This is a genomic window from Pseudomonas farris (assembly GCF_019145235.1).
Taxonomy (GTDB): domain Bacteria; phylum Pseudomonadota; class Gammaproteobacteria; order Pseudomonadales; family Pseudomonadaceae; genus Aquipseudomonas; species Aquipseudomonas farris.
In genome coordinates this window covers 81,570-99,529 of sequence record NZ_JAHSTV010000015.1, presented here as the reverse complement: position 1 = coordinate 99,529, position 17,960 = coordinate 81,570, and the positions used below count along the sequence as shown (strand labels likewise).

Genomic DNA, 17,960 nt, shown 5'->3' with positions numbered 1-17,960 from the left:
CACATAACGCCTCAGGGAATCGACATGCTTTACCGAATCGCCGCCGACGGGCTGGTGCTGTCTCACTTGCTGTTCATTCTGTTCGTGCTGTTCGGCGGGCTGCTGGTGCTCAAATGGCACCACCTGGCCTGGTGGCACCTGCCCGCCGCCGCGTGGGGCGTGATCGTGGAAGTTTTCCACCTGACGTGCCCACTGACCGATTGGGAAAACCTCATGCGCCATGCGGCCGGCCAAACCGGCTACGGCGGCGGTTTTATCGAACATTACGTGTGGCCGATTATTTATCCGGCCGGGCTGACACCCACGATTCAGCTGGGGCTGGGCAGCGTGGTGCTGGCGATCAACGTGCTGATCTACCTGCGGCTGATCCGCTTATGGAGATTGCGGCACCCGACTCGTTCAGGGCAGTAACCGGTCTGGCTGAGTTCAGTTGGCAATGACGCTCATGTTCCGGCCACTAGCCTTGGCCACATACAGCGCCTTGTCTGCTGCGCCGATCAAGTCTTCGGGCTGGCTCTGCGCCGTCTGGTTGTAGGCACAAACCCCAATACTGACCGTGACCAGGCCTTCGGGGCTGCCGCTATGCTTGATGTCCGTTTGCTGAACCGCGCGACGGATCTTTTCCGCCACCAGAAACGCCCCCACATAATCGGTGCCGGGCAGCACCACCGTAAACTCCTCGCCACCGAAGCGGGCAGCAAGATCGCCGGGGCGCTGGATGTTGTCGGTGATGATGGTGCTGATCTTGCGCAAACACTCATCGCCCGCCAGATGCCCATAGTGATCATTGAAACTCTTGAAGTGATCGACATCGATCATCAACAACGCAAGGCTGGTGTGGGTACGTCTGGCGCGGCCCATTTCCGCCAGGATGAACAAATCGAATTGCCGCCGGTTGGAGAGCCCGGTCAGTGCATCCTCCAGAGCCAGCAATTTAAGGCTGTGGTTGACCTCAATGAGTTTTTCCTGAGCCTCCAGCAATTCGTTCTGAATATGATTCTGCTGCTTCATGATGCGGATCAGGCGATAGCCGAGAACGCCCAGAAACCCCAGCAGTAATGACACGATGCCCGCACTGAGTATCGACTCCTGCCGCCAACTGGCCAGGACTTCTTCCTTTTCGAGCGCGACAAATACCACAAGCGGATAACCTTCTACCCGTCGAAATCCCACCACCCGCTCCACCCCATCCACGTAGGATTTGACGATCGCCGTACCCGAGTCGCCCTTGGGCAACAATTGGGTAAACAGCGGCCCCTGCGCCACGCTGGTACCGATTTCGGCTTCGTTGAACGGGCGGCGAACGACGATGCGGGCGTCGTCGGTGATCAGATTGACCACCCCGTTACTGCCCATGTCGATGCTGTTGTACAGGTCCAGAAAATGGTTGAGATAGATCGAAGCCGCCACCACACCGGCAAACCGCCCATCGGCGTGATTGATCCTTCGTGACACGGTCATGACCCACTCACCGGTCGAACGACTTCTTATCGATGGACCGATATGAGGGCCGCGCTCGGGGTGATCACGGTGGTAGATGAAATATTCACGATCGGAGTTATTGGTATTGGCCCGCACAGCGTTATTGGAGTCGGCGAGCCAGCGTCCTTCTTCGTCGAAAACGAACAGCCCATGGATCTGCGCCAGTTCACCGCGCTGGGCCTGGAGCAAACGTTGCAGTCTGGGAATTTTCGCCGGTTCCATGCCGTCGTTTTCGAGACGGTCCACCACGGCAAACAGCAGCGTGTCGGCCTGCTTGATCGAGGCCTGCGCCTGCGAGGCCAGGGTTTGCGCCAGGTTGGACATCGCCACTTCACTGTCGCGCAAATGATACTGACGCGCGTTCCAGCCTTCCCCGATCGCAATGGCCGTCATGGACAGGCACACCGCAACGAGCAGGAAGACTGCGTATCGAACCTTGAGTTTCGACTCAACCTGCCCAGGCACCCAAGGCGTGGCGAGCCGGGTGCCTTCAATACGATCTTTGACGGACGGATGCCCCATGACGCTCCCTTAATCCCTTATGACATGGCGAATTTTCCCGTTCGCCCTTTTAGCGCCAGCCGGCCGTGGCTGGCGCTCGGACCACTATGACTCATCAACGAATACGATAGGTGATTTGCACGAAAATGCTCATCGTCAACGATCGTAAGGCTACATCCGCGTCTGCTTCACCGCCTCAAGCCAGGCCGGATTCAATTGCGTCTGTTCGGTCTCGATGCCCAGCGCTTCCATCCGCGCCTTGTGCTGATCCATCTCACGGGCCAGCTGGCTATGGTCGCTGGAATTGCCGTCCAACTGGTGCATCTGGCTCAGTCCCAGATGATAAAAACGCAGCAGCTTCATGGCGCTCGGATCGCCCTTCTCCACTGCCGCCGTCACTTGGTGCATGACGTTGGTGATGCTCATCAGGCTGCGTTTGAGCTGCCAACCGTAGACCGCTGGCGCCATCCATTCCTGGGTCCAGAACTTGCCGCGCATCAGCGCCGCCATCAGCAACAATGCAGCAAACACGCCGCCCACGTTAAAACGCAGATTGTCGCCGCCGGGCTCACCGAACAGCGCCACCGCCGCCGTGGACAGCACCATCGCCAGCGCCAGGAATATCAGGGCGATGATCACCGTGCTGCGTCGCGTCTGGCGTCGATAGGTTTCGGCATTCATTGGCTGGATTTCGAACATCGCGACGGGGTTCCTTGCATCAATGGGAAAGGCTCTGTGGCAAAAAGACTGCGGGGCATTATCGCCTCCCCGAAGGATTTAGCTATGCTGGGGCTCCTTTTCATCTTTCCATCGTCAAACGGGGAACATGGCGATACAGCGCAGTTCGTGCCATCTTCTCCATGGATACACACTATTCGGATGCCATGCGCCTGCCGGCGGGTGACATCGTTTTAAGGATCATTGAATGACCCAACGACATGTAATCAACGCCTCGGTCAGCCCTAAAGGCAGCCTGGAAACACTGTCCCAACGTGAAGTACAGCAACTGAGCGAAGCCGGAACCGGCCTCACCTACACCCTTTTCCGCCAGTGCGCCCTGGCCATCCTCAATACCGGCGCCCACGTCGATAACGCCAAGACCATCCTGGAAGCCTACAAAGACTTCGAAATCCGCATTCACCAGCAAGACCGTGGCGTACGCCTGGAACTGCTGAACGCCCCGGCCGACGCTTTCGTCGATGGCGAAATGATCGCCAGCACCCGGGAAATGCTCTTCAGCGCCCTGCGCGACATCGTCTACACCGAAAACGAACTCGACGCCTTGAGCATCGACCTGAGCACCTCCCAGGGCATCAGCGACTACGTCTTCCACTTGCTGCGCAACGCCCGCACCCTGCGCCCCGGCGTCGAACCGAAAATCGTGGTGTGCTGGGGCGGCCACTCGATCAACACCGAAGAATACAAATACACCAAGAAAGTCGGCCACGAACTCGGCCTGCGCAGCCTGGACATCTGCACCGGTTGCGGCCCAGGCGTGATGAAAGGCCCGATGAAGGGTGCGACCATCGCCCACGCCAAACAGCGCATCCACGGTGGCCGCTACCTCGGCTTGACCGAACCCGGGATCATCGCCGCCGAAGCACCGAACCCGATCGTCAACGAACTGGTGATCCTGCCGGACATCGAGAAACGCCTGGAAGCGTTCGTCCGCGTCGGCCACGGCATCATCATTTTCCCGGGCGGCGCGGGCACGGCCGAAGAATTCCTGTACCTGCTCGGCATCCTGATGCACCCGGACAACGAAAGCCTGCCCTTCCCCGTGGTCCTCACCGGGCCGAAAAGCGCCGCACCGTACCTGGAGCAGTTGCACGCCTTCGTCGGTGCCACCCTCGGCGAAGCCGCGCAGCAGCACTACGAGATCATCATCGACGACCCGGTTGAAGTGGCGCGACAGATGACTCAGGGCCTCAAAGAGGTCAAACAATTCCGTCGCGAACGCAACGACGCGTTCCATTTCAACTGGCTGCTGAAAATCGACGAAGGCTTCCAGCGCCCGTTCGACCCGACCCACGCCAACATGGCCAACCTGCAACTGAGCCGCAACCTGCCATCCCACGAACTGGCCGCCAACCTGCGCCGCGCGTTCTCCGGCATCGTCGCCGGCAACGTCAAGGACAAGGGCATCCGCCTGATCGAAGAACACGGGCCATACCAGATCCGTGGCGATGCCGCCGTCATGCAGCCGCTGGACAAACTGCTCAAAGCCTTCGTCGCCCAGCACCGGATGAAACTGCCGGGTGGCGCGGAGTATGTGCCGTGTTATCGAGTGGTGGCGTAACAATATTGATGTGAGCTTTAACATCCCCCCTGTGGGAGCGGGCTTGCTCGCGAAGGCGGCGTAACAGTCGACATCTCTGTTGAATGTTAAGCAGCTTTCGCGAGCAAGCCCGCTCCCACACTTTGACAAGAAGCCCCGCGTGAAGCGGGGTTTCTTGTTTTTGGGGACTGTGTCAGTGGAGTCCATTGTGGCGAGGGAGCTTGCTCCCGCTGGGTTGCGAAGCGACCCCAAATTCTGCAACCGCATTTTTTCTGGCACACCGCATATGCCGTTTTGCGACTGCTGCGCAGCCGAGCGGGAGCAAGCTCCCTCGCCACAGATGCCCAGTCACTTCAGATCCAGTGTCAGGCAGGTGGATCGAGGTTATCCAGCACCCGGTTGACGGCCAACTCACCAAGCATGACCACCGATTGAATCCCCAACATCATGTTGCGATGTGGCATGTCCATCAATCCGGCGAACTCACTGAGCATCATGCTCGCTGACGCCAGGGATTCGCAGGCGTTGACCAGTAGGGTCTCGTTATCGACCTCGGCGCCGACATGGTAAATGGTGCTGGGTTTGCGCTTGTTGTCTTTGGGGATGGGCGGCTTGAGGTAATGGTCGAGGGCGCGGTCGGCGGCTTCGTTGAGCTTTTTGGAATCGAGGGATTCGTAGGGGGATGTTGGATCGGTTTCCGGCGGGTTAGGTGTTGGTTTGAACATAGATGAAACTCCAAATCAGAAAAGAGGAGCCATCACTCTCGCTACCAAACGAAGGGGTGGTGGCCATACGAAGGTTGGTAGACCGGTGACTTGGAGAACCGGCGCGCCCGAAGGCGCCCTGCGCATGGCCACCATAAACGCAAGCCGAAAAGGCTCTGCATCAGGTGCGCTATGCACGCAAGTCAAACCGGGCTACCAAACCCGATCGCTGTTTTTCAGCGACAGGCAAACGATAGAGCCCGGCCTCAAGGCGCACAAGCCGGCGGATTCTGGCGTAGTCGTAGGCAACGGCGCAAGGCTGTGTAGCCTGAGTGAGTATCTGGAAGTGTCGTTTAAACAGTGCTTGTTTAGTGGTCTGACTGTGGGTCTTGTGGTGGATGGGCCGGCCTCTTCGCGAGCAAGCCCGCTCCCACAGGGGATCTTCGGTGAACACACTATCTGTGTACGCCTGAGATCAAATGTGGGAGCGGGCTTGCTCGCGAAGAGGCCCGAAAAAACACCCTCCAACTATCTGTCAACCCGCCAATCGCGCCGCAAGAGACTTGGCCTGACTCGCCACATCAGTCACCGCCGTGCTCTCCCACCACATTCCGCGCAACGGTGGGCCCATGGCGAACAAACGGCTGGCGGCCTGCCCATCGGCGCTTAGCACCGCGCCGTCATCCGCCGCCGCAATGCCCAACGCCAATGGCCCCGGCCGCACCAGCCCGCGCGCCAATAGCTGCTGCGGCAATGGCCGCGCCACTCGCCGCCAGTCGTATTCGATGCCACTGGAGTTGATCAGCGCCGCGCCGTGCACCACGCAAGTCTGTGCCTCGCCCCGACGACGAATGCGAATGCTGACCTCCCCGTTCAACGAAGGCTCCAACCCTTTGAACGATGCAGCCTGAATCCGCAACCGTCCCTCCCCGTGCAACCGTTCCACCAACTCGGCACTCAACGGCGGCGAGCGATGGTGATGGCTTTCCCACCACGGCCGCACATGCCGCACAAACTGCCGACGCTGCACATCCGTCGCCTGACTCCACAGCCGCCCGATGTGCGCCCGCACGGTGTCGAGTGGCGCTTGCCAGTCAATGCCCTGGGCGATGGCGTCGCGGCAATGCCGGCGCAGTTCGCGCATCAACTGACGCGGTGTGCGAATGCTGTAATCCTCGGCCAAAAAGTCCGCCCAGGCCGGAGGCTGTCGCCGTACATGTGGCAGCAGACCATGACGGGAAAACACTACGATCGGCCCGCGATGCCCCGCCTGTTCCAGCGACACCACGGCATCGACCATGGTCAGGCCCGAGCCAATGATCAGCACCGTCGACTGTGGGTCGAGCTGACGCATGGCGGTCACATCCCATGGATCGAGCGCCGCTGCGTTCAAGCCGCTGGACTCGGTTTGCGGCGTGCGTGCGGCGGGGAACATACCAGTGGCCAGCACCGCATAGGCGCCCTGCAAACGTTGGCCGTTACTCAAGGTCAGCAATACAGCGTTGTCCCGGGTTTGCAGGTCGACCACCTCGGCCCGTACATGCTCGACACTCGAACCATTCAATGCGCCCACCGCCTGCGCCTCGGCCAAACGCTGCTGCACATAAACGCCAAACAGCCCGCGCGGCGCAAACAGCTCGCTGATCGGCACATGCTGCTGATCCGACTCCGGCCAACCACCCGCCGCGATGTACTCGGTCAGCCATTGGGTCAAATCATCAGCGTTGTCAGGATCGACGCTCATCCGCGCCGCGTTGCCGTTGAGCGTATGGCCCAACTCCACCGCGCTGTACGCTTCACCCCGGCCGAGTTCGGCGCGGGGTTCGATCACCAGCACCTGACGCTTGCCCGGCAAGCGCAGCAACTGCGCCGCCAGCATTGCGCCGCTGAGGCCGCCGCCGATGATCAGGATGTCCGCGTGGCGGATGGCGTCGGTCGCCTGTCCGCTTGGGGTGTCAGTCATGGCATTCTCATTGATCAGTGTTTACCTAAATAGAAGTCGTGCAGATCGCCCCGTGCCAGTAACTCATCGGCGGTGCCGGACAGCACCACGCGACCAGTGTCGAGGACGTAGGCCTTTGAGGCGTACTTGAGTGCCACGTTAATATTTTGCTCGGCAATCAGGAAGCTCACCTGCTCGTCTCGATTGAGTTGCGCCACGATTTCGAAAATCTCCTGGACGATAATAGGCGCCAAACCCATGGAAGGTTCGTCGAGCAATACCAAAGTAGGACGTGTCATCAACGCCCGGCCGATGGCGACCATTTGTTGTTCACCACCGGAGGTCAGCCCGGCCTGGGTCTTGCGCTTGGTTTTGAGGCGTGGAAACCAGGCGTAGATACGCTCCAGATCCGCCGCCAGGTCCTTGCGGCTCAGACCGCGAACGAAGCCGCCGCTGCGCAGGTTGTCCTCCACCGTCAGTTGTGGGAATACGTGCCGGCCTTCCAGTACATGCACCATGCCCTGGCGCACGCGAACGCTCGGATTAACCCCTGCGGTATCGCGCCCGAGAAACTCGATCGTCCCTCGACTGACTTCCGCGCGCTCGGCCCGCACCAACCCGGAAATCGCCTTGAGCGTGGTGCTTTTGCCCGCACCATTGGCCCCGAGCAACGCGACGATGCCGCCCTTGGGCACCGTCAGCGACACCCCGGCCACGGCGAGGATCGCCCCGTCGTAGATCACCTCAATGTCTTTGACTTGCAACAGGTCATTGACGGCAATGTCGCTGGCGGCTTGGCTCATACGTTATTCATCCCCGGTGCAGGTGCGTGGCGTCAGGCCTTTTTCCTTGGCGAACGCGGCGGATTTTTCATCGATCAATGGCCGCAGCAAGGCGCGGTCGGCGGGGATCCAGTCGCTGATCAGCGTCCAGTTGGCGCCGTCCCACTGTTGAACCCGCGCCGATCCGCCACCCTCATGATCCTTGCAAGACAGCTTGAGGTTCTGCATCAGGCCGAAGTAGCCCATGTCCTTGAGCCGCGCGTCGTCGATGTTCAGGTGCTCCAGGCCCCAGCGCCCTTCTTCGCCGTTAAGCGGCCGCTTGCCGAATTTGCCTTGGGCGGTACGGATCGCTTCCACCATCACTGCCGCGTTCACCAGCCCGGAGTTGTAATAGACGCTGCCGAAATTCTTCAGGTCCTTGAGGTCGCTTTTGCCTTTGTCGAGGATGGCTTGCTTGAGGCGTTTATGGATCTCGAATTCGGCGCCGGCCGGGTATGGCGTCAGCGCCAGATACCCTTTGGCGGCGGCGCCCGCGGGCAACACGTCTTCGCTGGAACTGGCCCAGATGTCGCCGACGATGTGGTCCACCGGGAAGCCGAAACGCGCCGCCGTCTTGACCGCCACCGGCGTCGACACGCCCCAGGTGCGCAGGAACACCCAGTCCGGGTTGACCTGGCGCACTTGCCGCCATTGCGACGATTGCTCGTTGCCGGGATCGGCTACCGGGATCTGGATGTTTTCGAAGCCGTATTTTTCAGCCAGCAATTTCAACGGGCCAAGGGTTTCCCGACCGTAAGCCGAGTCGTGATAAACCGTGGCGATTTTCTTGCCCTTGAGTTTGTCGAACCCGCCCTCGCGCTGGGCGATGTAGTTGATCAGGCTCGAGGCCTCGCTGTAGAAGGTCAGCATCACCGGAAAGTTGTAAGGGAACACCGTGCCGTCGGTGGCTTCGGTGCGACCGTAGCCGAGGGTGATCAGCGGGATTTGGTCGACTTCCGCCCGCTCGCTCAGCGCATACGCCGCCGGCGCGCCGTTGGGTGAATAGATCGCCACCGGGGCGCCATCCAGGCCTTTCTTGAAGCGCTCATAGCACTCGATGCCCTTCTCCGCCGTCCACTCGGTTTCGCATTCCTGCCAGACCAGTTTGACGCCGTTGATCCCGCCTTCCACATCGTTGATGTAGTTCAGGTAATCGAGCATGCCGGCCCACACTTGCACACCGCTGGAGGCGTAAGCGCCGACCCGGTAAGTGGCCAACGGGAAGAACTGCTGGTCTGGCGAGGCCTGAACCATCGGCACCGCACTGCCGAATACCGCCAGCGTCAGAGCGGCGCCGGCCAACGAACGTTTCAAGGATGCACGCATGTTGTCTCTCTACCAGGTTGGGGATTCAGAAGCGCAGCGGCCAGTGACTCAGCCGTTCACGAAGGTTGCTCAAGAGGCGAATCAGGCCTTCCGGTTCCTTGATCAGAAACAGGATGATCAGTACGCCGAAGATGATTTTTTGCAGGTTCTGCAACTGGCCGGCGTCCACCGAACCACCGAACAAGGCTTGCCCGGCATGGCTGAGCAGGATCGGCAGCAAGCTGATAAACGCCGCGCCGACGAAGTTGCCGGCGATGCTGCCCATGCCACCGATAATGATGATGAACAGGATCTGGAATGACCGGTTGATATCGAAGCTGCTGGCGCTGGCCGTGCCCAGATAAGCAAAGGCCCACAGCGCCCCGGCGATGCCGAGGTAAAACGAGCTGACGGCGAACGCCAGGTGCTTGTAGCGCACCACCGGAATGCCGATGACTGCCGCGGCGGTGTCCATGTCACGGATCGCCATCCAGTTGCGGCCGATCTGGCTTTTCACCAGGTTCACCGCGACCCAGGTCAATAGCAGCACTGTGGTCAGGGTCAGCAGATAGCGGCCCAATGGAGTGTTGAGGTCATGGCCGAACAGGGCCAGTTTCGGCGCGGAAATGGTTCCGGACGAACCGTAGTTGTAGAACCAGGGGAACTTGACGAACAGCCACTCCAGGAAAAACTGCGCGGCCAAGGTGGTAACCATCAGGTAAAAGCCCTTGATCCGCGAACTCGGCAGGCCAAAGACAAACCCCACCACCGCGCTGATCAGCCCGCCGCCGAGCAGCGCCACCGGCAAGCCCAGCTCTGGCAAACGCAGTAGAAAACCGTAGGTGGCAAAGGCGCCGACCGCCATGAAACCGGCCGCGCCGACCGAGGTCTGGCCGGTGTAGCCGGTGAGCAGATTGAGGCCAAGCCCGGCCAGGGACAGCACCAGGAACGGGATCAGAATCGCGTTCAGCCAATAGTCGTTGCCGGTCAGCGGCACGACCACGAAGGCGATCAACAACAGCGCAATCAAACCAATCGGCACACGACGCTGGATCAACACCGCCGGCGCGGTTTCACGGGTAAGGGAAATCGACATGGGTTCAGACTCGCTCGATGGCGCGCTCGCCGAACAGGCCGGCGGGACGGATGTACAGGAAGGCCAAAGCCAGGACGTAAGCGAACCACGGGGTAATGCCACCGCCGATCAGCGGGCCGATGTACACCTCGGCGAGGTTCTCCGCCGCACCGACGATCAACCCGCCGACAATCGCCCCGCCAATCGAGGTGAAGCCGCCGATGATCAATACTGGCAAGGCCTTGAGCACCACCAGCGACAGCGAGAACTGCACGCCTTGGCGCGCGCCCCACAACAATCCCGCCACCAGCCCGACGATGCCGGCCACCGCCCAGACGATCTGCCAGATGCGGTTGAGGTTGATGCCGATCGACAGCGCGGCGGTGGTGTCATCCGCCACCGCGCGCAGGGACACGCCAATGCGGGTTTTGTTGAACAGCAGCGCCAGCACCGTCACCAGCACGATGGCGGCCGCTGCGGCAATCAGGTCGAACTGGCTGACCATCATCCCGCCGATAAACAGCGGCACGTCGTCGATGCCCAGATCCAGCGCCCGCACTTGCGAACCCATCAAGCCCTGAGCCAGACCTTCGATGATGAACGACAACCCGAGAGTGGCCATGAACAGGGTGATCTGTGAGCGATTGACCAGGGGCCGCAACACCAGCCGTTCGATCAGTAACGCGCCGATGATCATCACCACAACGGTCAGCAACAGCGCCAAGGCGAACGGCACGCCTTGATCGTGCAGGCTGACAAAGGTCAGCGCGGCGAACAGCAGCATCGCGCCCTGGGCAAAATTGAACACGCCGCTGGCTTTGTAGATCAGCACGAAGCCGATTGCGACCAGCGAGTACATGGTCCCGGCGAGTAAGCCGCCGAGCAGGGTTTCGAAGAAGAACGTCATCAGTGCACCACTCCCAGATACGCCGCGATGACGTCGGGATTGGCCTGCACCTCGGCCGGCGTGCCGTCACCGACCTTGCGCCCGTAATCGAGCACCACCACATGGTCGGACAGGCCCATGACCACGCTCATGTCATGCTCGATCAATACCACCGTGGTGCCGAGGTCGCGGTTGATGTCGGCGATGAAGCGGGCCATTTCCTGCTTCTCTTCGGCGTTCATCCCGGCCATCGGCTCATCGAGCAGCAACAGGCTGGGGCCAGCGATCAAGGCACGGCCAAGCTCCACACGTTTTTGCAGGCCGTAGGACAGCTTGCCCACCGGTACATCGCGATGGGCTTGCAGTTCGAGGAATTCGAGAATGCCCTGGGCCTGCCGACGGAAGTCTTCAGCCTCACGCCGGGCTCTTGGCAGGTTCAGCGCCTGCTCAATGAAACGGCTGCGCAGGTGCCGTGACAGGCCGGTAAGGATGTTGTCGATCACGCTCATTTTCTTGAACAGCGCGTTGTTCTGGAACGTGCGACCGATACCCCGGCGTGCGGCGCTCAGCGGGTCGATGCGCTTGAACGGCTGTTGCTCGAACACAATCGAACCGGCATCGAAGCGGTACACGCCATTCAACACGTTGAGCAGCGAACTCTTGCCCGCGCCGTTAGGCCCGATCAGCGCGCAGATCTCGCCCTGGCGCACATCGAACGACAGTTCATTGATCGCCTTCACACCTTTGAAGGACAGGGAAATACCGCTGACTTGCAGAATGGAGTCGGTCGAGCTCATGCGATGTCCCGTTTGAATTCGGCGAGCCAGATCGGCTTGGGTTGAGCATCGGAAATGCGGGTGGCTTGCCAGATGAAATGCAGGTTGTGGAAGCCCAACAGGCGGCGAACGCGGTTCTTGATCAACCGTTGCAGGCCTTTTTCGGGATGGGCGATGGCCCAGTCGCAGAGGCGTCGACGCCAAGTGCCATTGGGGGCGAGGCGGCTTTCGATTTCCGCGGCCAATAGTTGCAGGCGTTCGGCCGACAGCAGCAGCCCGGACGGCGCGACTTCACGACGGTCGCGGCTGGCACTGCCGGGGCTTTCCGGGAAAGCCAGGGTTTGGCCGCTGGTCAGCCATTGTTCCAGCAGCACCGTCAGGCCGTGCTGCCACTGGGTGCCCTCTTCGCTCCACAGTTGCGCGCCTTGATTCCAGCGGTTGAGGCGTTGCGCAGGGTCCACCGGGCCGAGCAGGTCGGCGAAATCCAGCAGCGTCAGGCCTTGGTTGATCCAGAGTTGCAGCGTCTGTCGTCCCTGGACGAACGCGTGGGTCGGACGGCTGCGCCACAGGGTTTTGTGCAGGGTTTCGGAGTCAAGGTTGTCCGGCAGCGTCAGCAGTTCGGCGCCGATGTGCCGGGCGGCCAATGCGAGCAGCAACAGATCTGGCTCGAACACACCGCTCAAGGCCAGGCGCGAGTCTTCGGTAAAACCCTGCTGACGCAAGCCATCGGCCAACCGCTCGACATCGCGCAAAACATCGATCCAGCGCCAGACGAACCACTGACCGTGGCGCTTGTGTCGCAAGGCCGGCTGCAACGGACTGACCTGCGCCCAGTGCTGCAACTGTTCCAGGGCGCGAGGCACCTTGACCTGCCATTCGGCGGTGTCCGCGATGGGCGGACGCTTGAGTTCATGCACGCTCATTGGCTTACCTCTTATCCATGGGCAAAAGCGTGCGGTGGTCCGCTGGGCTGGAATCTGTAAAACACCACCGTCCCAATGTGGGAGCGGGCTTGCTCGCGAAACCGATGTAACGGGCTATATCAATGTTGAATGTGCCGGCCTCTTCGCGGGCAAGCCACGCTCCCACAGGGTTTTGTGTCGTCCACAAATATCGCCGGCGAAACGAAACCTGTGGGAGCGGGCTTGCCCGCGAAGGCGTCTACGCAGACACCACTTTCTTCTCCTGCCGCCGCAACCCCGCCAGGTCTCGATAGCCCGCCCCCGGATGTATCTCCGGCAATCGCGCCCCTTCGCCAAACAACTTCTCGCGCAAGGTCCCCGGTGCGTATTCGGTCTTGTACACCCCACGCTTCTGCAACTCCGGCACCAATAACTCAACGGCATCGATGAACGTTTCATGGGTCAATGCATAAGCCAGGTTGAAACCATCCACATCAGTCTCGTCGACCCACTCCTGCAGCAAATCGGCGACGGTCTCGGGACTGCCGACAAACAGCGGCCCGAAACCGCCGATCCCGACCCAATCGGCCAGTTCGTTCGGCGTCCAGACCTTGTTCGGGTCCGCCGTGGAAAACGCTTCCACCGCCGATTGAATGGCATTGGTGTGGACGTGTTTGAGCGGCTCATCCGGTTTGAACTGGCTGAAATCGATCCCGGTCCAGCCCGAGATCAACGCCATGGCGCCCTCATAACTGACCCAGGTTTTGTATTCTTCGAACTTGGCTTTGGCCTTGGCGTCGGTCTCGCCGAGGATCACCGTTTGCAGATTGAAGATCAGGATCTTCGACGGATCGCGCCCCGCCTCGGCCGCCCGGCGACGGATGTCGCCCACGGTTTTCTTCAGCAGCACTTTCGACGGCGCGGCGACAAACACACACTCGGCATGTTCGGCGGCGAACTGCTTGCCGCGACTCGAGGCGCCGGCCTGATACAGCACCGGCGTACGTTGCGGTGAAGGCTCGCAGAGGTGAATGCCCGGCACCTGAAAGTGTTTACCAACGTGCCGGATCTCGTGGATTTTGCTCGGATCACTGAAAATTCGCCGCTCGCGATCCCGCAGAATCGCGCCCTCCTCCCAGCTGCCTTCCCACAGCTTGTAGCAAACCTCCAAGTACTCTTCGGCGAAGTCATAACGGGCGTCATGTTCGGTCTGGGCTTTCTGGCCGAGGTTCTTCGCGCCGCTCTCAAGATACGAGGTGACAATGTTCCAGCCGGCGCGGCCCTTGGTCAGGTGATCGAGTGTCGACAGGCGTCTGGCGAACGGATACGGGTGTTCGAAGGACAGCGACGCGGTCAGACCGAAACCCAGATGCTCGGTGACCAGCGCCATCGGCGGGATCAGTTGCAATGGATCATTAACCGGCACCTGCGCCGCCTGACGAATCGCCGCGTCACCGTTGCCGTTGTAGACGTCATAAATACCCAGCACGTCGGCGATGAACAAACCGTCGAACTTACCGCGCTCAAGAATTTTCGCCAGATCGGTCCAGTACTCCAGGTCCTTGTACTGCCAGGATCGATCCCGCGGATGTGCCCACAAACCCGGCGACTGGTGGCCGACGCAGTTCATGTCAAAGGCGTTGAGACGAATTTGACGGGCCATCAAACGACACTCCGCACGCTGGGTGGATGGATGCCGTTGAGGCGGAAGTTGCCGATCAAGTGAAGTTTCCAGCGCAGCGGATCGGTCACTGAGCCCGACAAAGGCGTGCGCTGGCCGGTGAGTTCGAATTCGGCGTTGCTTACGGCGTTTAAAGCATCGGCGCTGGCGAGGTGCGACTCGGCGATGGCAATAGTGGTTTCCGTATCCTCTTGACCATTGTTCAGAAACTCTTCGGCGCGTTGGAGCAAGGCGGCTGCCACTTCAATGCGGATCTGCAAGTCGCCGAAACGACTGATGACGTAAGGATCATCAGTGGCTTTGGCGAAGCCGCTGCCGGCCCAGGGCTGAGCCTGCTGACGAACGAAACGCAGGGTCGCGTCGAGCAACGTACGAGCGTTGTGCAGGTCGTGCTGAGGCTTGGCCAGGGGCTGCCCGGCAACAATCGGTTGGGTCAAGGCGTTCATGGGTCGCTCCTCAGTTCCAGGCGTGGCGCGCAGGCTTCACGCCGTTGAGCAGGTAGTTGCCGATCAAGTGATATTTCCAGCGCGCCGGATCATGCAGGGTGTGCGTCCGGGCGTTGCGCCAGTGACGGTCGAGGTTGTACTTGCCAAGCACCGAGCGGGTGCCGGCGAGTTCGAAGAGTTTGCTGCTGGTGAGCAAGGCGATTTCGGCAGAGAGGACTTTCGCCTGTGCGACCACCACCGAAGCTCGGGCAACCGTGTCTTCATTGGGTTTGCGCAATGCGGCGTCGATGGCCTGGCCGGCTTTTTTGAGGATGGCTTCGGTGCCATGAACCCGCCATTCCAGATCGCCTATGGCGGCGATGCTGAACGGGTCCTGCCAGCCATGATCCTGCTGACTGTCGATCCATGGTCGGGCTTCACGAGCGTAGCGCTTGGTTTCTTCCAGGGCGCCGACGGCGATGCCGGTATCCACGGCAGCCTGGATGATTTGCGAGATCGGGCCGTCGGCGGTGGGTTCATCGAACGCCTTGTGGGCCGGGATCACCGCGCTCAACGGCACCTTCACCGCGTCCAGATTCACGCCGCCGCTGGCAGTGGTGCGCTGGCCGAAACCGTCCCAACTGTCGATCACCGTCAACCCGGGATTGTCGCGCTCGACGAAGGCGATAAAAGCCTTGTTCTCTTGATCGACCGCCACCGCCGGCACGATGTGCGCGAACAAGGCGCCGGTGCAGTAGAACTTCTCGCCGTCGATTTGCGCGGTGTCTTCATCGAAGCGGATACGGGTCTCAAAGGCACCGGCGTTCTTGCTTTTGGATTCAGAGAAGGCGTTGCCGAAGCGATAACCCTGGAGGACTTTGCCGAAGTAATAGCGCTTCTGAGCTTCGGTGGCGGTTTGCAGCAGGATGTCGAGCACGCCCAGATGGTTTTGCGGGATCTGGCCGAGGGACGGGTCAGCGGCGGAAATGATCTTGATCACCTCGGCGACTGTCACGTAAGACACGCCGGCACCGCCGTATTCTTTGGGAATGGTGATGCCCCATAAACCACTGGCGGAGAACTCGTCGAGTTCGGCGACCGGCAGACGTCGCTCGCGGTCACGAGCGCTGGCCTCGATAGCGAAGCGTGCGGCGAGCTTGTGAGCGACGGCAATCGCCTCGGCGTCCGAGTGGATCACATGGGCGGTGCGAGGGGGTTGGGCAGAGGCTGTCATGGGCCGACTCCGGGATTCTGGTGAATGCCCCAGCGCTTTTGCAGGAGTCGTGCCTGAAATTAAATTTGTTTTATTTCAATATCTTAATTAACTATCCGAGAAACACTTGCAGCTTTAAAACAGCAAAGTGCTTATCCAGTGTTGGTCGGCAAACAGTCAGATCACCACATTACGCACAAACCGCGCCGCCACTTCCCCGTCGTTGCGATAGGAATGCGGTTGGTTGCTGGCAAACATGAAGAACTCACCGGCAGCGATTTGCTGCGGCCGGTCGCCGAGCATCAGGGTCAGGCAGCCTTCGAACACATAGAGCTGTTCGCTCCAGCCTTCCGCATCCGGTTCCGATGGGTAATGTTCGCCCGGTTCGAGGCGCCATTCCCACAGTTCAACTTCGCGGGTGGCGGTGGCTTTCGACAACAGCACCGCTTTACTGCCAGGGATGGTGCCAGCCCACGCCAGTTCGTTGATGCGGCTCGGGTCGCGGGCGTCGGGAGCCTGGATCAAGTCGCTGAAGGCTACGTCCAGCGCTTCGGCCACGCGGTCGAGGGTGGTCAGGCTGACATTCTTCTCGCCGGCCTCGATGGCCACCAGCATCCGGCGGCTGACCCCGGACTTTTCGGCCAAAGCGGTCTGGCTCATGTCGGCGGCGTGGCGCAGACGTCGGACGTTCTGGCTGACGTGCTGGAGAACCGACGCCCGTTGGGTGGAATCTTTGTGCACTATATTGCTCACTTGATGGTGTTGCGCAGTATACTGCCCAACTTCCGGCGCATTGTGCGTCTCCCTCAGGTAGCGCGCAAGGTCATGACGTCGGTGAACTCCTCCCCTGCTTCCTCCCGTTTCTCTCGGTTCAGCAAAGCTGAATGCGTGCTGGTGCTGATCACCATGGTCTGGGGCGGGACCTTTTTGCTGGTGCAGCATGCAATGACCGTCAGCGGGCCGATGTTTTTCGTCGGTCTGCGTTTTGCTGCGGCGGCGAGCATCGTTGCCCTGTTCTCCTGGCGTCATCTGCGCGAACTGACCCTGTTCGAGCTCAAGGCCGGGGCGTTTATCGGTGTGGCGATCATGCTCGGTTACGGCTTGCAGACCGTCGGTTTGCAGAGCATCCCCAGCAGTCAGTCGGCGTTCATCACTGCGCTGTATGTGCCGTTCGTGCCGTTGCTGCAATGGCTGGTGCTGGGTCGGCGACCGGGGTTGATGCCGAGCATCGGGATCATGCTGGCCTTTACCGGGTTGATGTTGCTGTCGGGACCGGCCGGCGCTTCGTTCAATTTCAGCCCCGGTGAAATCGCCACATTGATCAGCGCCGTGGCGATTGCGGCGGAGATCATTCTGATCAGCACCTATGCCGGCCAGGTCGACGTGCGCCGGGTGACGGTGGTGCAACTGGCGGTGACTTCGGTGCTGGCGTTTCTGATGGTGGTGCCGACTCAGGAAGTGATTCCGGGGTTCTCCTGGTTGCTGTTGTGCAGTGCATTGGGGCTGGGCGCGGCGAGTGCGGCGATTCAGGTGGCGATGAACTGGGCGCAGAAGAGTGTGTCGCCGACGCGGGCGACGCTGATCTATGCCGGGGAGCCGGTATGGGCCGGGATTGTCGGGCGGATTGCCGGAGAGCGGTTGCCGGCGATTGCGTTGGTGGGCGCAGGGTTGATTGTGGCGGCGGTGATTGTCAGTGAGTTGAAGACCAAGGGTAAGGCGGTAGTGACTGAGGAAGATTTGGAACAAGAAACACAGAGGTAGGAAGTCTGCGGTGATTGACAGATAGCCTTCGCGAGCAAGCCCGCTCCCACATTGGATCTGTGGTGTGTCGCAATTACGTGTACACCGGCAATCCAATGTGGGAGCGGGCTTGCTCGCGAAGGCGCCGGGACGGTTGAAACCGGTCTTTCGAAACAATGATAAACAGGAATTTTCCGCTTACCTTGTAGGATTCTGCGACAGCTTGGCG

The 17,960-nt window shown here is 60.5% G+C and carries 17 protein-coding genes; 3 read left to right on the top strand and 14 right to left on the bottom strand.

The annotated features are described in order from the left end of the window. Positions 1-24: 24 nt before the first annotated feature. Complete coding sequence (locus KVG95_RS26610) at positions 25-411, top strand: DUF2784 domain-containing protein (protein ID WP_123360792.1); 387 nt, start codon at positions 25-27, stop codon at positions 409-411. Between the two features lie 15 nt (positions 412-426). On the opposite strand, the gene KVG95_RS26605 is transcribed toward KVG95_RS26610, so the two are convergent. Both KVG95_RS26605 and KVG95_RS26600 read right to left on the bottom strand, forming a co-directional pair. Beyond that, positions 427-2,004, bottom strand: a complete 1,578-nt coding sequence (locus KVG95_RS26605; protein WP_217858508.1) for a sensor domain-containing diguanylate cyclase — start codon at positions 2,002-2,004, stop codon at positions 427-429. A 150-nt stretch (positions 2,005-2,154) separates the two neighbouring features. Then, on the bottom strand, positions 2,155-2,682 hold the full coding sequence (locus tag KVG95_RS26600) for a DUF3087 domain-containing protein (RefSeq protein ID WP_217858507.1): 528 nt from the start codon (positions 2,680-2,682) through the stop codon (positions 2,155-2,157). 226 nt (positions 2,683-2,908) lie between these two features. Between KVG95_RS26600 and ppnN the strand changes: the two genes are divergently transcribed. Next, complete coding sequence (gene ppnN / locus KVG95_RS26595; RefSeq protein WP_052966886.1) at positions 2,909-4,282, top strand: nucleotide 5'-monophosphate nucleosidase PpnN; 1,374 nt, start codon at positions 2,909-2,911, stop codon at positions 4,280-4,282. Between the two features lie 344 nt (positions 4,283-4,626). Here the strand turns inward: ppnN and KVG95_RS26590 are convergent, their stop codons facing one another. The 12 genes from KVG95_RS26590 to KVG95_RS26535 form a co-directional block, all read right to left on the bottom strand. Next, a complete protein-coding gene (locus tag KVG95_RS26590; RefSeq protein WP_217858506.1) occupies positions 4,627-4,986 on the bottom strand; it encodes a DUF6124 family protein in 360 nt (119 codons plus the stop codon). Between the two features lie 514 nt (positions 4,987-5,500). Then, entirely contained in the window at positions 5,501-6,928 is a 1,428-nt protein-coding gene (locus KVG95_RS26585; RefSeq protein WP_217858505.1) for an FAD/NAD(P)-binding protein, read from the bottom strand. Positions 6,929-6,942: 14 nt separating this feature from the next. Further along, positions 6,943-7,710 carry an ABC transporter ATP-binding protein gene (locus tag KVG95_RS26580; RefSeq protein WP_217858504.1) on the bottom strand — a complete coding sequence of 256 codons (768 nt, stop codon included), beginning with the start codon at positions 7,708-7,710 and terminating at the stop codon, positions 6,943-6,945. Between the two features lie 3 nt (positions 7,711-7,713). Further along, positions 7,714-9,054 (bottom strand): ABC transporter substrate-binding protein, encoded by a 1,341-nt coding sequence (locus tag KVG95_RS26575; protein ID WP_217858503.1) that lies wholly within the window; start codon positions 9,052-9,054, stop codon positions 7,714-7,716. Between the two features lie 25 nt (positions 9,055-9,079). Next, a complete protein-coding gene (locus tag KVG95_RS26570; RefSeq protein ID WP_217858502.1) occupies positions 9,080-10,129 on the bottom strand; it encodes a branched-chain amino acid ABC transporter permease in 1,050 nt (349 codons plus the stop codon). 4 nt (positions 10,130-10,133) lie between these two features. Beyond that, the gene (locus tag KVG95_RS26565; protein WP_123722266.1) at positions 10,134-11,015 is read right to left on the bottom strand and encodes a branched-chain amino acid ABC transporter permease; all 882 of its coding nucleotides are present in this window, start codon (positions 11,013-11,015) and stop codon (positions 10,134-10,136) included. Then, a complete protein-coding gene (locus KVG95_RS26560) occupies positions 11,015-11,791 on the bottom strand; it encodes an ABC transporter ATP-binding protein (RefSeq protein ID WP_217858501.1) in 777 nt (258 codons plus the stop codon). Before KVG95_RS26560 ends, KVG95_RS26565 begins: the two co-directional genes overlap by 1 nt. Beyond that, positions 11,788-12,693, bottom strand: coding sequence for an acyl-CoA synthetase (locus tag KVG95_RS26555; RefSeq protein WP_217858500.1), 906 nt, complete (start codon positions 12,691-12,693; stop codon positions 11,788-11,790). The genes KVG95_RS26560 and KVG95_RS26555 overlap by 4 nt, the downstream gene beginning before the upstream one ends. Before the next feature lie 238 nt (positions 12,694-12,931). Then, entirely contained in the window at positions 12,932-14,335 is a 1,404-nt protein-coding gene (locus tag KVG95_RS26550; protein ID WP_217858499.1) for an LLM class flavin-dependent oxidoreductase, read from the bottom strand. Next, on the bottom strand, positions 14,335-14,799 hold the full coding sequence (locus tag KVG95_RS26545) for an acyl-CoA dehydrogenase (protein WP_038982595.1): 465 nt from the start codon (positions 14,797-14,799) through the stop codon (positions 14,335-14,337). Before KVG95_RS26545 ends, KVG95_RS26550 begins: the two co-directional genes overlap by 1 nt. 10 nt (positions 14,800-14,809) lie before the next feature. Then, positions 14,810-16,012, bottom strand: a complete 1,203-nt coding sequence (locus KVG95_RS26540) for an SfnB family sulfur acquisition oxidoreductase (protein ID WP_217858498.1) — start codon at positions 16,010-16,012, stop codon at positions 14,810-14,812. 156 nt (positions 16,013-16,168) lie between these two features. Beyond that, positions 16,169-16,732: a helix-turn-helix domain-containing protein gene (locus tag KVG95_RS26535; RefSeq protein ID WP_217858497.1), complete on the bottom strand. Its 564-nt coding sequence runs from the start codon at positions 16,730-16,732 to the stop codon at positions 16,169-16,171. A gap of 15 nt (positions 16,733-16,747) precedes the next feature. Here KVG95_RS26535 and KVG95_RS26530 point away from each other — a divergent pair, with 15 nt between their 5' ends. Further along, positions 16,748-17,752 carry a DMT family transporter gene (locus KVG95_RS26530; RefSeq protein ID WP_217858546.1) on the top strand — a complete coding sequence of 335 codons (1,005 nt, stop codon included), beginning with the start codon at positions 16,748-16,750 and terminating at the stop codon, positions 17,750-17,752. The last annotated feature ends 208 nt before the right edge of the window (positions 17,753-17,960 follow it).

Coding starts and splice junctions, on each gene's coding strand:
- KVG95_RS26555 (WP_217858500.1), bottom strand. CDS start 12,693: ATGAGCGTGCATGAACTCAAGCGTCCGCCCATCGCGGACACCGCCGAA.
- KVG95_RS26585 (WP_217858505.1), bottom strand. CDS start 6,928: ATGACTGACACCCCAAGCGGACAGGCGACCGACGCCATCCGCCACGCG.
- KVG95_RS26605 (WP_217858508.1), bottom strand. CDS start 2,004: ATGGGGCATCCGTCCGTCAAAGATCGTATTGAAGGCACCCGGCTCGCC.
- KVG95_RS26570 (WP_217858502.1), bottom strand. CDS start 10,129: ATGTCGATTTCCCTTACCCGTGAAACCGCGCCGGCGGTGTTGATCCAG.
- KVG95_RS26540 (WP_217858498.1), bottom strand. CDS start 16,012: ATGACAGCCTCTGCCCAACCCCCTCGCACCGCCCATGTGATCCACTCG.
- KVG95_RS26600 (WP_217858507.1), bottom strand. CDS start 2,682: ATGTTCGAAATCCAGCCAATGAATGCCGAAACCTATCGACGCCAGACG.
- KVG95_RS26530 (WP_217858546.1), top strand. CDS start 16,748: ATGGTGTTGCGCAGTATACTGCCCAACTTCCGGCGCATTGTGCGTCTC.
- ppnN (WP_052966886.1), top strand. CDS start 2,909: ATGACCCAACGACATGTAATCAACGCCTCGGTCAGCCCTAAAGGCAGC.
- KVG95_RS26610 (WP_123360792.1), top strand. CDS start 25: ATGCTTTACCGAATCGCCGCCGACGGGCTGGTGCTGTCTCACTTGCTG.
- KVG95_RS26550 (WP_217858499.1), bottom strand. CDS start 14,335: ATGGCCCGTCAAATTCGTCTCAACGCCTTTGACATGAACTGCGTCGGC.
- KVG95_RS26560 (WP_217858501.1), bottom strand. CDS start 11,791: ATGAGCTCGACCGACTCCATTCTGCAAGTCAGCGGTATTTCCCTGTCC.
- KVG95_RS26565 (WP_123722266.1), bottom strand. CDS start 11,015: ATGACGTTCTTCTTCGAAACCCTGCTCGGCGGCTTACTCGCCGGGACC.
- KVG95_RS26575 (WP_217858503.1), bottom strand. CDS start 9,054: ATGCGTGCATCCTTGAAACGTTCGTTGGCCGGCGCCGCTCTGACGCTG.
- KVG95_RS26545 (WP_038982595.1), bottom strand. CDS start 14,799: ATGAACGCCTTGACCCAACCGATTGTTGCCGGGCAGCCCCTGGCCAAG.
- KVG95_RS26590 (WP_217858506.1), bottom strand. CDS start 4,986: ATGTTCAAACCAACACCTAACCCGCCGGAAACCGATCCAACATCCCCC.
- KVG95_RS26580 (WP_217858504.1), bottom strand. CDS start 7,710: ATGAGCCAAGCCGCCAGCGACATTGCCGTCAATGACCTGTTGCAAGTC.